Annotated in this window: 14 protein-coding genes; 8 read left to right on the plus strand and 6 right to left on the minus strand. The window is 70.0% G+C overall.

Annotated features, from left to right (window positions below; all coding sequences use genetic code 11):
- Positions 1-5 precede the first annotated feature (5 nt).
- The gene (locus tag AC3WRV_RS01670) at positions 6-635 is read right to left on the minus strand and encodes a GNAT family N-acetyltransferase (RefSeq protein ID WP_291840242.1); all 630 of its coding nucleotides are present in this window, start codon (positions 633-635) and stop codon (positions 6-8) included.
- A 197-nt stretch (positions 636-832) separates the two neighbouring features.
- Here AC3WRV_RS01670 and AC3WRV_RS01675 point away from each other — a divergent pair, with 197 nt between their 5' ends.
- The 3 genes from AC3WRV_RS01675 to xth all read left to right on the plus strand — a co-directional run bounded on the left by AC3WRV_RS01675 (position 833) and on the right by xth (position 3,467).
- The gene (locus tag AC3WRV_RS01675) at positions 833-1,465 is read left to right on the plus strand and encodes a LolA family protein (RefSeq protein WP_291840245.1); all 633 of its coding nucleotides are present in this window, start codon (positions 833-835) and stop codon (positions 1,463-1,465) included.
- Positions 1,466-1,720: 255 nt separating this feature from the next.
- A complete protein-coding gene (locus AC3WRV_RS01680) occupies positions 1,721-2,668 on the plus strand; it encodes a hypothetical protein (RefSeq protein ID WP_492311911.1) in 948 nt (315 codons plus the stop codon).
- A 4-nt stretch (positions 2,669-2,672) separates the two neighbouring features.
- A complete protein-coding gene (gene xth, locus AC3WRV_RS01685; RefSeq protein ID WP_492311912.1) occupies positions 2,673-3,467 on the plus strand; it encodes an exodeoxyribonuclease III in 795 nt (264 codons plus the stop codon).
- On the opposite strand, the gene AC3WRV_RS01690 is transcribed toward xth, so the two are convergent.
- Complete coding sequence (locus AC3WRV_RS01690; RefSeq protein WP_492311913.1) at positions 3,464-4,369, minus strand: LysR family transcriptional regulator; 906 nt, start codon at positions 4,367-4,369, stop codon at positions 3,464-3,466. The two genes, xth and AC3WRV_RS01690, sit on opposite strands and share 4 nt — an antisense overlap.
- A 75-nt stretch (positions 4,370-4,444) precedes the next feature.
- Here AC3WRV_RS01690 and AC3WRV_RS01695 point away from each other — a divergent pair, with 75 nt between their 5' ends.
- Positions 4,445-5,629 carry an MFS transporter gene (locus AC3WRV_RS01695; protein ID WP_492311914.1) on the plus strand — a complete coding sequence of 395 codons (1,185 nt, stop codon included), beginning with the start codon at positions 4,445-4,447 and terminating at the stop codon, positions 5,627-5,629.
- A gap of 11 nt (positions 5,630-5,640) precedes the next feature.
- Positions 5,641-6,675 (plus strand): aldo/keto reductase, encoded by a 1,035-nt coding sequence (locus AC3WRV_RS01700; protein WP_492311915.1) that lies wholly within the window; start codon positions 5,641-5,643, stop codon positions 6,673-6,675.
- Here AC3WRV_RS01700 and AC3WRV_RS01705 read toward each other — a convergent pair.
- Positions 6,672-8,204 (minus strand): MFS transporter, encoded by a 1,533-nt coding sequence (locus AC3WRV_RS01705; protein WP_492311916.1) that lies wholly within the window; start codon positions 8,202-8,204, stop codon positions 6,672-6,674. The two genes, AC3WRV_RS01700 and AC3WRV_RS01705, sit on opposite strands and share 4 nt — an antisense overlap.
- 93 nt (positions 8,205-8,297) lie before the next feature.
- Here AC3WRV_RS01705 and AC3WRV_RS01710 point away from each other — a divergent pair, with 93 nt between their 5' ends.
- Positions 8,298-9,188, plus strand: a complete 891-nt coding sequence (locus tag AC3WRV_RS01710) for a LysR family transcriptional regulator (RefSeq protein ID WP_492311917.1) — start codon at positions 8,298-8,300, stop codon at positions 9,186-9,188.
- Between the two features lie 63 nt (positions 9,189-9,251).
- Here AC3WRV_RS01710 and AC3WRV_RS01715 read toward each other — a convergent pair whose 3' ends face one another.
- Entirely contained in the window at positions 9,252-9,938 is a 687-nt protein-coding gene (locus AC3WRV_RS01715) for a response regulator transcription factor (RefSeq protein WP_291834768.1), read from the minus strand.
- 63 nt (positions 9,939-10,001) lie between these two features.
- Complete coding sequence (locus AC3WRV_RS01720; protein ID WP_291834771.1) at positions 10,002-10,703, minus strand: YggS family pyridoxal phosphate-dependent enzyme; 702 nt, start codon at positions 10,701-10,703, stop codon at positions 10,002-10,004.
- Here AC3WRV_RS01720 and AC3WRV_RS01725 point away from each other — a divergent pair.
- Positions 10,702-11,355 carry a thiamine phosphate synthase gene (locus tag AC3WRV_RS01725; RefSeq protein ID WP_492311918.1) on the plus strand — a complete coding sequence of 218 codons (654 nt, stop codon included), beginning with the start codon at positions 10,702-10,704 and terminating at the stop codon, positions 11,353-11,355. The two genes, AC3WRV_RS01720 and AC3WRV_RS01725, sit on opposite strands and share 2 nt — an antisense overlap.
- Here the strand turns inward: AC3WRV_RS01725 and AC3WRV_RS01730 are convergent.
- Complete coding sequence (locus AC3WRV_RS01730) at positions 11,352-11,747, minus strand: NtrZ family periplasmic regulatory protein (protein WP_291834778.1); 396 nt, start codon at positions 11,745-11,747, stop codon at positions 11,352-11,354. The two genes, AC3WRV_RS01725 and AC3WRV_RS01730, sit on opposite strands and share 4 nt — an antisense overlap.
- Positions 11,748-12,084: 337 nt before the next feature.
- On the opposite strand from AC3WRV_RS01730, the gene AC3WRV_RS01735 reads away from it, so the two are divergent.
- On the plus strand, positions 12,085-12,558 hold the full coding sequence (locus AC3WRV_RS01735) for a DUF3576 domain-containing protein (protein ID WP_492311919.1): 474 nt from the start codon (positions 12,085-12,087) through the stop codon (positions 12,556-12,558).
- Positions 12,559-12,597: the final 39 nt, after the last annotated feature.

The raw sequence follows: 12,597 nt of genomic DNA on the forward strand, positions 1-12,597 counted from the left end.
CGGGCTCAGCCTGGGATGACGGCGGTCGTGTACGGGGAATGCAGCCGCCAGCCGAGGCGCTCGTACAGGGCGCGACCAGCCTCCGTGGCCACCAGCACGCCGTCGCGCCCGCCCCGTTCACGCCCGATCGCCTCCAGCGCCCGCATCACCCGGCTGCCCAGTCCCCGACGCTGGTGCTCCGGCGCCGTGATGATCCGGTCGAAGATGATGCGGCCGTCGACCACCACCGCCAGCCCCCGCGCCGCTTCCTCGCCGTCCGGCGCGACCAGGCGGACGAAGACGGTCGGGCCCGACTCGATCTCCAGCCGATAGCCGTCCGGCGCCACGTCGGCGGGCCCCATGCTTCCGGCCAGGGTCATCACGAAGCCCGGCGGCTGCACCACCCATCGCGCGTCCAGCAACGGCCGAACCGTCTCGGCGTCGGCGCAGACCTTCAGGAAGATGTGGGGCTCGCGGATTCGCATGGCCCGGTCGCGGACCGCCTCGACAGCCTCCGCATAGACGTAGCGTGCGATCTGCTCGGGCTGGCCGACGTCCACGCGCCACGCGCCGGCGTCCAGGACCGGCGCCGGCGCCCCGCGGGTCAGGGCCCAGCCGCGGGTCCAGGTCGCCAGAAGATGGGGATCAGCGCTCATGCCGCCATCCTGGCGATCCCGTCGATTTCGGGCAACGACCCGTCGCCGGGAGCGTTTCGCCTCCCGCTGTCTATCGGATGAAGCTGAACAGGGCTTCATCGCAGCGCCGAAATATGGTCTGGCTTGGGTCACGCCCCTGACAGACAAGACCTGCAAGACGGCATGATCGACAACCATCCCGAACGGGAGAAGACCTGATGACCGTCTCGCGTAGAGCCTTCGCGCTTGGATCCGCCGCCGTCGCCGCCATCGCGGCCCTGCCCGCCCACGCCCAGGCCGGTCTGTCCGCCGAGGACCAGGCGACCCTGCGACGCGCCCAGACCTATCTGCAGGGGCTGACCTCGGCCCAGGGCGGGTTCACCGAGGTGTCGGGACCCCAGTCGCGCGAGGGCCGCTTCTACCTGCAGCGCCCGGGCAAGATGCGCTTCGAGTACACCAACCCGGCCGGCCTGCTGGTCGTCTCGGACGGCCACAACGTGAAGCGCTACGATCCGCGCCTGAACAATTTCCAGCAGGTGCCGCTGGGCCAGACGCCGCTCTCGACCTTCCTGGCGCGCAATGTCCGCCTCGACCAGGGGGTCCGCATCGACCGCGTCACCCGCATGCAGTCGGGCGCCTTCGCCATCACGGCGCGAGACGCGCGTCGCCCGAACGACGGCCAGATCATTCTGTCGTTCGCCGGAGAGCCTTTCCGTCTGCGCGAATGGACCATCATCGACGCCCAGGGCGGGCGCACCACCACGCGCCTCACCACGCTGGAGCCGGCCTCCAACCTGGCCGCCAGCCTGTTCCAGCTGCGCGACCCCACTCGCAGGCCGGGCCGAAACTAGATCATTCGCCTTTCGCGGGAAGCGTGGCCGTATCGACACGCCGGAACCGGGACAGGAATCGGCTTGACATTTTCCGTCATGCGTGGCACTTTCGCAACAGATCGGCGGGAGCCGATCTGAACCGCTACGGATTTCATCCCCTTCCCGGCGGCGAGAGAGACGAACTTCCCCGCGCCCGGTCCACTGCGACCGGGCGCTTTTTTTCGCTCGCCGCCGAGGACTGTTCGGGGCGGCGCCGGCATTGTACGGACAGGCATGTCCGCATCGTCCCGCTACCTCGACTGGCTCAGCAGCAAGCTCGCCCTGCCCGGCGAACACGCGCGGACGGAGGACGGCCATCCCCGCGCCGTGCTGGGCTATGCGACCGGCTACGCCGCCGCTGACCTGATGCCGTTCGTCCGGTCGCTGCGGGCCCATTTCGACGGCCAGATCGTCCTGACCGCCGACGACCGGCCCGACATTCGCGCGCTGTTCGCCGAATACGGCGTCACCGCCGCCGAGCGCCTGCCCGCCGGATCATGGTCGCCCCATCCCGTGATGGAGCGTTTCGCCGCCTATGACGCCTGGCTGACCGCGCGACCGTGGGTGAAGGAGGTCCTGCTGACGGACGTCCGCGACGTGGTGTTCCAGGGCGATCCGTTCGCGGAGCCCGCGCGCGGCCTGGAAGTCTTCATCGAAAGCGAAGGCTCGACCCTCGCCGATCACAGCTTCGACCAGAAATACCTCAAGGCGCTGGTCGGTCCCGCCGTCACGGCCCGGATCGCGGACAAGCCCTGCCTGTGCGTCGGCACCGTCTTCGGCCCCGCCGTCGAGGCCAGCCGCCTGTGCAAGGCCATCCTTCTGCTGGCCGCCATCCCCCGGTCCGAGATCGGCGGAATCTTCGGCGCGGACCAGGCCGCCTGCAACCTGGCGGTCCACCTCGGACTGATCGAAGCCGACGTGCGGCCGAACTACGGACGCGTGGCCACCATCGGCGATCGCAACCAACCGGCGCTGCGCCCGGACGGACTGATCGCCAATCCGGATGGAAGCGTCAGCCCCGTCATGCACCAGTACGACCGCCACAAGGTCCTGGCCGACGCCGTACGCAAGCGCTGGGGCGCGCCCGAGCATGTCGCCGTCAAGGGCCGGACCAAGTCCCTCTCCGAGCGCCTGCAACGCCTGTCCGTCTCGGTCGCCCGCCGTCTGCCGGAACTGCGCTGAGCCCATGCTTCGTATCGCCACCTGGAACATAAATTCGGTCCGCCTGCGCGCCGATCAGGTCTCCCGCTTCGTCGCCGAGAGCGGGACCGACGTCCTGTGTCTGCAGGAGATCAAATGCCTGGAGGACCAGTTTCCCCGGGCCGCCTTCGAGGCCATGGGCCTGCCGCACCTGAAAATCGGCGGCCAGAAGGGCTGGCACGGCGTGGCCATCGCCAGCCGCAAGCCGATCACCGAGGCCCCCAGGCTGGACGTCTGCCGCGAGGGGCACGCCCGCTGCGTCGGCGTCGTGGTCGACGGCGTCGAGATCCAGAATTTCTACATTCCCGCGGGCGGAGACATCCCCGACCGGGCCGTGAACCCGAAGTTCGACCACAAACTGGACTTCTACGAGCGGCTGACCGCCGACATGGCGACGCGAGACCGGCAGCGCCCGCTGGTCCTGGCCGGAGACTTCAACATCGCGCCAGGCGAGAACGACGTCTGGAACCACCGCTACATGTCCAAGGTGGTCAGCCACACGCCGATCGAGGTCGAGACCCTGCGCCGCCTGCAGGAGGCCGGCGACTTCTGCGACGTGCTGCGCGACCAGATCCCGGAGCCGCAAAAGCTGGCCAGCTGGTGGAGCTACCGCGCGGCCGACTTCCGCAAGTCCAACCGCGGCCTGCGGCTGGACCACCTGTGGACCTCGCCGGGGCTGACCGCCGCGGTGAAGCCGGGCAGCGCCCGCATCCACGACGATGTCCGGGCCTGGGAGCAGCCCTCGGACCACGCCCCGGTCACCATGGACCTCGACGTCTAGAAACGGACCTCTTCCGCCAGGAAGTCGAGGAAAACCCGCACCCGCGAGGGCAGTCGCCCGCCGTGGCCGACATAAACGGCCCGCGTCTCCTCGATGTCGCCGGGATTGAACGCCTCCAGCACGGGGACGAGCCGCCCCGCCGTGATGTCGGGACCGATGTGGAACCGGGACAGCCGCGCCAGACCGGCGCCCGCCAGCGCCAGCGCCCGGGCGCTTTCTCCGTCCCCGGCGGTGGTCGGTCCCGTGACTGGCCGCAGGATGCGCTGTCCGTCCGCCGTCACGAAGGGCCAGCCGTCCAGGCTGCGGGTGAAGTTGAAGCCGATCAAGTCGTGGGCCGCCAGATCGTCCAGCGCTTCCGGCGTCCCCCGCCGCGCCAAATAGTCGGGGCTGGCCACCACCACCATCCGGGTCTCGATCAGCTTGCGCGCCATCAGCTGCGACGCGGGCATGGGGCCGACGCGGATGGCGACGTCCGCCCGCTCGTCCATCAGGTTCACCACCTGGTCGGTCAACACCAGATCCAGCGCCACTTCCGGATAGCGGGCGCGGAACAGGGGCGTGAGCGGGATAAGGCAATGCAGGCCGAACGGCACGCTGGAATTGACCCGCACCCGCCCGCGCGGCGTCGCCGAGACCGTCACCGACCGCTCGGCCTCGTCGATATCGGCCAGCACCCGGACCGCCTGATCATGAAACACCTGCCCCTCGGGCGTCAGGGTCAGGCTGCGCGTCGAGCGGTTGATCAGCCGCGCGCCCAGCCGCGTCTCCAGCCGCGACAACAGCTTGCTGACCGCCGAAGGCGTCATCTTCAGGGACCGCGCCGCCGCCGACAGGCCGCCGGACGCCACCACGCGAACGAAGACCTCCATTTCGCCGGAGCGGTTCAGGTCGAGCCGGGCCATCGTTGATTTGATCTCACAGATGCAGGTCTTTGATGACATCTAGTGCGGAAACCAGCGCTCCGCCATCTGCGCTCCATGACCAGCGCACCCTCCCGCACCCCGCTCGCCCTCTACGCCCTGACCGTCGGCGCCTTCGGCATCGGCGTCACCGAGTTCGTCATCATGGGCCTGCTGCTGCAGGTCTCGGGCGATCTGGGCGTCTCCGTCCCCGCCGCCGGCCTGCTGATGACCGGCTATGCGCTGGGCGTCTTCGTCGGCGCGCCCCTGCTGACCATCGCCACGCGGACCCTGCCGAAGAAGACCACCCTGCTGGTGCTGATGGTCCTCTTCACCCTGGGCAATCTCGCCTGCGCCGTGGCCCCGACCTATGAGCTGCTGATGGCCGCGCGCATCCTGACGGCCCTGGCCCATGGCACCTTCTTCGGCGTCGGCGCCGTCGTGGCGACCCAGCTCGTCGCACCGGAAAAGAAGGCCTCGGCCATCGCCATCATGTTCACCGGCCTGACGCTGGCCACCCTGCTGGGCGTGCCGTTCGGCGCCTGGCTGGGCCTGCAGTTCGGCTGGCGCTCGACCTTCGTGGCCGTCACCGGCATCGGTGTCCTGGCCCTGGCCGTCCTCGCCGCCTTCGTTCCCGCGACGAAGACCACCGAGCCGCTGGGCCGCCTGCGCGACGAGTTCGCCGTGCTGAAGCGCCCGCAGGTCCTGCTCGGCCTGGCCATGACGGTGCTGGGTTTCGGCGGGGTGTTCGCCATCTTCACCTATATCCAGCCGATCCTGACCGAGATCTCCGGCTGGTCCGAGGCCGCCGTCTCGCCGATCCTGCTGGTCTTCGGCGCGGGTCTGGTCGGCGGCAACCTGCTGGGCGGCAAGCTGGCCGACAGGCGCCTGGCGCCCGCCCTTCTGGGCACGCTGGCGGCCCTGACCCTGGTGATGTTCGTCTCCGGCTGGGCCTTCCATGACCGGATCGGCGCCATCGTCGCGACCTTCTTCCTGGGCGCCGCCGCCTTCTCGACCGTCGCCCCGCTGCAGTTGCGCGTGCTGCAGCAGGCGGGCGGCGCGGGTCAGGGGCTGGCGTCCAGCCTGAATATCGCCGCCTTCAACCTCGGCAACGCCTTCGGCGCCTGGCTGGGCGGGGCGGTGATCGCGAGCATCGGCATCGCCGCCGTGCCGATGATCTCAGCCGCCGTGCCTCTGGCCGCCCTGGGGCTGGCCGTTCTCAGCCTTTCCATCGAACGCCGCGCCCGCGTCGTTCCCGCCTGAAGGAGTTCTCCATGGAAACCCGCCGTCTCGGAGCGTCCACGCTCGAAGTCCCCGTCCTCAGCTTCGGCGCCGGCACCTTCGGGGGTCAGGGGCCGCTGTTCAGCGCCTGGGGCGACACCGATGTCGCCGGCGCCCGGCGTCTGATCGACATCTGCCTGGAAGCCGGGGTCAATCTGTTCGACACCGCCGATGTCTATTCCAACGGCGCGTCGGAAAGCATTCTCGGCGAGGCGCTGAAGGGCCGCCGCGACGCCGCCCTGATCTCCACCAAGGTCGGCCTGCCGTTCGGCGGCGACCCCGCCGACAAGGGGACCGGCGGCGCGCGCCTGCTCCGCGCCGTCGATGACGCCCTGGCTCGCCTGCAGACCGACCGCATCGATCTGCTGCAACTGCACGCCTTCGACGCCCACACCCCGATCGAGGAGACGCTGGCCGCCCTGGACGCCCTGGTGAAGGCCGGCAAGGTCCTGCACGTCGGAGCCTCGAACTTCTCCGGCTGGCAACTGATGAAGTCGCTCGCGCTCGCCGACGCCAACGGCTGGCCGCGATACGTCGCCAACCAGACCTACTACTCCCTCGTCGGCCGCGACTACGAATGGGAGCTGATGCCGCTGGGGCTGGACCAGGGCGTCGGCGCCATGGTCTGGAGCCCGCTGGGCTGGGGCCGCCTGACCGGCAAGATCCGCCGCGGACAGCCCCTGCCCGCCGGCAGCCGCCTGCACGACACCGCCGCCTTCGGTCCTCCCGTCGACGACGAGCGCCTGTACCGCATCGTCGACGCCCTGGACGCGATCGCGGCCGAGACCGGCAAGACCGTGCCCCAGATCGCCATCAACTGGCTCCTGCGTCGCCCGACGGTGTCCAGCGTGATCCTGGGCGCGCGCAACGAAGACCAGCTGCGCCAGAACCTGGGCGCCGTGGGCTGGACGCTGACGCCTGAACAGGTCGCACGCCTGGACGCCGCCAGCGCGGTGACGCCGGCCTATCCCCACTACCCGTACTGGGGCGAAGGCGGGTTCCGGGCGGTCAATCCGCCGCCGGTCTAGGGACGGTGGGAGCCTGGGGCCGCCGCCGATCGGAAGGCGAGCCAGCTGGCCAGGGCGAAGACCCAGACGCTGACGCCGCCGAAGAGCAGCACCCCGCCCATGCCGTCGGCCAGGGCCTGATGGACGACCGCCGCCGGCACGCCTGCCTCGATCGGCGGCGTGGTTCCGGCGGCGACCTGTTCGGCGATCGCCTTCAGGCTGGCGGCGTCGGCGCCCGCGGGTGAGGCGGCGGCCAGGGAGGCGCGAACGCCTTCCAACAGGATGAAGCCCATCAAGGCGATGTTCACGGCCAGGGAGATCATGCGCGCGCTCATGTCGACGCCTGACGCCATGCCGGCGCGCTCGGGCGGCGCGGCGCCCGTCGTGGTATTGGTGACGGGCGTGTTCGTCAGTCCCAGTCCCATGCCGGCGATGACGCAGCCCGGCAGGATGGTCAGGGCGCTGGCGTCCGCCGTCTCGCTCCCCAGCCGCATCAGGAAGAAGCCGAGCCCGATGGTGAACAGTCCGGCCGGAATGACGACGCGTGGCTGAAGGCGCAGGGACAGGCGTTCCGCGATCGGCGGCATGACCAGCGTCGGCAGCGTATAGGCCAGCAGCCCGATCCCGGCGGCGACGCTGTCCAGGTGCAGGCCGGCGCTGAACCAGATCGGCAGGTAGATCATGAAGGGCCAGTAGCTGACGTTCATCGCCGCCGACCCCAGGATCGCGCCCGAGAAGGCGCGGATGCGGAAGATCGAGAAATCGATCATCGGCCGCCGGGTCGCCCGTTCGACCAGCACGAAGGCGACCGCGCTGGCCACGCAGACGCCCAGCACGGCGAGCGCCACCGGGTTGGCGAAGCCGAGCGCCGGACCCTGGGTGATGTACCAGGCGAGGCAGAACACCGTCAGGGAAAGGGTCGCCATGCCGGCCAGGTCCAGACGCGCCGCGTCCGGATCGCGGGATTCCTCGATGGCGAGCGCCGCCAGTACGATCACGGCCACCGCCAGGACGCCGTGGATCAGGAACACCCATTCCCAGCCCCAGACCGAGACGATCCCGCCGCCGATCAGCGGGCCGAATCCCAGGCCGACGCCGGCGACGACCCCCCACCAGGCGAAGGCCCTGCTTCGCTCGCTCGCACTGCGGAACTGGTTGGACAGGACCGCGATCCCGCAGACCAGCATGGCTCCGCCGCCCAGGCCCTGAAGGGCGCGGGCCGCGATCAGGACCGGCGTGTTCGGGGCCAGGCCGCACATCAGGGACGCCAGGCCGAAGGCGACGACGCTGGCCATGAAGACCCGCTTGCGCCCGAAACGGTCGGCCAGGGTCCCCGTCCCCATCAGCACCACCGTCACGGCGATGGTGTAGGCGTTCATGATCCACTGCAGCTCGGCGAAGTCCGCGCCCAGAACCGCCGGGTCCCTGAGCGTCGGCAGGATCGCCGGGATGCTGGAAATCTCCAGGCCGAACATCAGGGCGGACAGGCAGATCGCCAGCAGGGCGATCACGCCGCGTCGGGACGCGGATGCAGTGGGAGCGGTCGTCATGGAAAGCCTCTCGTGATGGCGAGCGGCGAACCTAGGGAGGTTCCAGTCACAACAGAACTGGATGTCTGACCATTTCAGAGATAACGATTTCGAATGACATCACCCACCATTCTCGACGTCGCCGCCGTACGCGTCTTCGTCGCCATCGCCGACCTGAGCAGCTTCACGCGCGCGGCCGAGGCGCTCGGGTCCACCCAGGGGGCGATCAGCGTCAAGCTCCGGCGGCTGGAGGACCAGTTGGGCCAGCGGCTGGTCGAACGCACGCCCCGGCTGGTCCGGCTCTCGCCCCAGGGCGCCCTGTTCATCGACGCCGCCCGCGAATTCCTGGCCGCGCACGAAAAAGCGGTCGCCACACTGTCAGCGACGCGTCGGCGCTTCGCCCTGGGCGTCGCCGCCCATGTGGCTGGACCCGAAGTGACCACCCTGCTGGCGCATCTCAACGCCTACGACCCCTGCCTCACCATCGAGGTGCGGATCGAGACGCCTCGCGCGCTGCTGGACGCCTTCGACCGTGGGGAGCTGGACGCCGCCATCGTCCGGCGTGAGGACGTCCGGCGCGACGGCGAAGTGCTGGGACCCGAACATTTCGGCTGGTTCGCGTCGCCCAATCTTCGCTGCAGGCCGGACGAGCCGTTGCGGTTCGCCGCCCTGTCGGCCGAATGCGGCGTCAGGAACATCGCGACCCAGGCGCTCGACGCCGCCGGCATCGCCTGGTCGGAGGTGTTCGTGGGCGGCAGTTCCTCGGCCGTCGCCGCGGCCGTGTCGGCGGGGGTCGCGATCGCGGTCTTTCCCCTGCGGCTCGCGCCGCCCGGGACGGTCGAGGTGAGCGAGCGCTATGCGCTGCCGCCCCTGCCCGACTCGGAGATCCTGCTGTTCTCCACCCTCGTCGACGCCAAGTCCCGCGAGGCCCTGCGGACGATCGCGGCCGGGTTCCGGTCGCACCGCTCCCGAGACGCGGACGCGCCGGTCGCCGCCCTGGTCTAGAGCGAAATCAGATGCTGGACCGTTTTCTGGAGTCTGGTCGAAACGACCTGAAGCCAAAATGGTCTAGGGCTGGAGCCGGTAGCCGCCCGCGTCGGTCAGCAGCAGCCGCGCCTGACCGGGCTCGGGCTCGATCTTCTGGCGCAGGCGGTAGATGTGGGTTTCCAGCGTATGGGTCGTGACCCCGGCGTTGTAGCCCCAGACCTCGGTCAGCAGCTCCTCGCGCGACACGGCCTTGGCCCCGGCGCGGTAGAGGTACTTCAGGATATTGGTTTCCTTCTCGGTCAGCCGGACCTTCTTGCCCTTGTCGTCGACAAGGACCTTGGCCGCCGGACGGAATTCATAGGGCCCGATACGGAAGACGGCGTCTTCCGACTGTTCGTGGCTGCGCAGATGGGCGCGGATGCGCGCCAGCAGGACCGCGAAGCGGAAGGGCTTGGTGACGTAGTCGTTGGCCCCCGACTCCAGCCCCAGCACCGTGTCGGAATCCGACGACTGGGCGGTCAGCATGATGATCGGGGTCGAGACGCCGTCCTTGCGCAGCAGGCGGCAGGCCTCGCGGCCGTCCATGTCCGGCAGGTCGACGTCGAGCAGGATCAGGTCGGCGCGGACCTCACGGCCCATCTTCACGCCCTCGGTGGCCGTCGAGGCCTGGACCGGGCGGAAAGCCTCGTGGAGCGCCAGCTGCTCGGCAAGCGCCTCGCGCAGGTCGTCGTCGTCGTCGATGATCAGGATCGTCTTGGGCGTCGGCATGGGTCCAACAATGGAGAGAGCCGGTCCAAACGCCAAGGGCGCCGGTCCGTTAGGGCGTGATTTTCAGTCCACAGAGGGCGTTTCGCCGCGATTTCGTTCCCCGAACAGGGCCGAACCGATGCGAACATGGGTCGCGCCGAAGCGGATCGCGACCTCATAGTCGCCGCTCATCCCCATCGACAGGACGTCCAGTCCGTTGCGGCGCGCGATCTTGCGCAGCAGGGCGAAATGGATGCCGGGGGCCTCGTCCGCCGGCGGAATGCACATCAGGCCCTCGACGGTCAGCCCCGCGGCCCGCGCCTGCGCGACCAGGGCGTCGGCCTCTTCCGGCGGAACCCCGGCCTTCTGCGGCTCGGCGCCCGTATTGACCTGCACCAGCACCCGCGGCGCCCGGCCCGCCTTCGCCCCCTCCGTCGCCAGCGCCTCGACCAGTTTCGGCCGGTCCAGGGTCTCGATGACCTCAAACAGGGCGACGGCGTCGGCGACCTTGTTGGTCTGTAGCGGCCCGATCAGGCGCAGTTCGAGGCCCGGCGCGTCCCGACGACCGGACCAGTGTCCTTGCGCCTCCTGAACCCGGTTCTCGCCGAACACCCGCTGTCCCGCGGCCAGCGCCGCCTCCAGGGCGACGTCAGGCTGGGTCTTGGTCACCGCGGTCAGGATCACGGTCGCCGGATCGCGCCCGGCGATGCGGCAGGCGCGGGCGATCTTGCGACGGACGGCGTCGAAGCTGGACGCGATGGAGGGATCGGGGGAAGAGGAGGTCATGAACCGGTCGGACGCGGATACCCTGTGGCGGATCGCCAGCGGTCTAGCCCGTGAAGCGGCCAAAGTCAGCCGGGCGCAAGGCCGCCCGCGTCCCAACCTGCCGCCCCTGCTGTTCTTCACCGATCCCGAACGCACGCCGCGTCCGTGGGAGGTCGCCGAACGCCTGCCCGTCGGCGCCGGCGTGGTCTGGCGCCATTTCGGCGCGCCGAACGCCCTCGAGACGGCGCTGCGGCTGCGCGAGGCGACGCGGCGGCGCGACGGCCTGCTGCTGATCGGCCTGGACGCCGCCCTGGCCGAGACGGTCCAGGCTGACGGCGTCCACCTGCCCGAAGCGGCGACGGACCAGGCCCCCGCCCTGGCGGCCCGTCACCCGGGCTGGACGATCACCGCCGCCTTCCACGACCTGTCCGCCATTCCTGATATCGTCGGGGTCGACGCCCTGATCGTGTCCCCGATCTTCCCCGCGGGCGGAGCCTCCGCATCCAAGATCCCGCTCGGCGTGGATCGATTGAAGGCGCTGACCCAGGCCGCCCCGGCGCCCATCTACGCCCTGGGCGGCGTCGACGCGTCGAACGCGCACACGCTCATCGGCTCGGGCGTCTATGGAATAGCGGGAGTGGGGTCGGTCCGCGCGGCCTTCGAAGCCGATTAGAAGCGGAAGATCGATTCCAGACGGAAGCGGGCCGTCGGACGCTCGGTCTGCGGCGCGCGGGCCGGATCGCGTTCAGTCTCGGCCAGGCCGGCGGCGGCCCCGACGCGCAGGCGCGGGTTGACGCGGTAGTAGGCCCCGGCCTCGACGTCGCCGAGGGAGTCTTCGCGGCCGACGGGCTGGTTCAGGTTCAGGTCCAGGCCCCAGCGGCCGCGCTCGGTGAAGCGCAGACGGCTCTGGTTCTGGCTCGGCGTGGCGGTGCGGGCGGCGCTGGCTTCACTCAGGGACACCGCAGGCGCACGCCCGCGCGTCGCGGTTTGGGCCGCGGCGGCGTCAGCGGCGGCGACGAGGGCGAGCCCCGCGACCAGTCCAGCGATGACGGCGCTCTTGCGCATGTCCTGCCCTTCATGTCCCGCCGGGGGTCCCGGCGTGATCTGTATCCGGCAACTAGACACCGCCGGACAGCCCGGTCAACGGAACGGCGACGCTGAACGTCAGTTCCGTACGACTCAGAGGGACTCCTGTGGCGCGAGCGTCACGGCCACGGCCTCCCCCGCCGCGTGCGCGCCGCCTCCCGGACACGATCCGGCGCCGCTTGAAACGTCTTCGCCTTGTCATCGCCCCTTTTCGCCGTGTTATAGAGCCTCGCTTCGGCTCTGACCCGCGTTCGGGCGGCCCGGCGCGTGCGACGGAAGGTCCGGCGTACGCCCTTGATCGAATGGAGAACTCTCGATGGTGCTGGTTCGCGGTGCGACGCTCGCCCTGATCGCCTCGGGCCTGGTGCTGGGCGCCTGCTCTGCCGAACGTCCCTTCGGTCCCACCGTCGGCGACGTCTTCGGCGGCGGAAAGCCCTCGGCCACAGCGGCGCGCGCCGCCCAGACGGGCATCGGCGTGAACGCCTATCTGTGGCGCGCCACCCTGGACACCTTCGCCTTCATGCCGCTGGCCAACGCCGACCCGTGGGGCGGCGTGATCAACTACGACTGGTTCACCGACCCGCAGACGCCGAACGAGCGCTTCAAGGCGACCGTCTTCATCCTCGACACCCGCCTGCGCGCCGACGCCCTGAACGTCACCGTGACCAAGGAAACGCGCGATGCGACGGGCAATTGGGTCGGCGCTCCGGTGGCGGCCCAGACGGAAACCGACCTGGAGAACGCGATCCTGACCAAGGCGCGCCAGCTCAACCTCCAGAACGCCGGCTAACACCCTCTCACGACCACCGCCTCCTTTAGGCCGCGCCCT

Source organism: Brevundimonas sp. EU05-FHT14B11, from assembly GCF_058790835.1.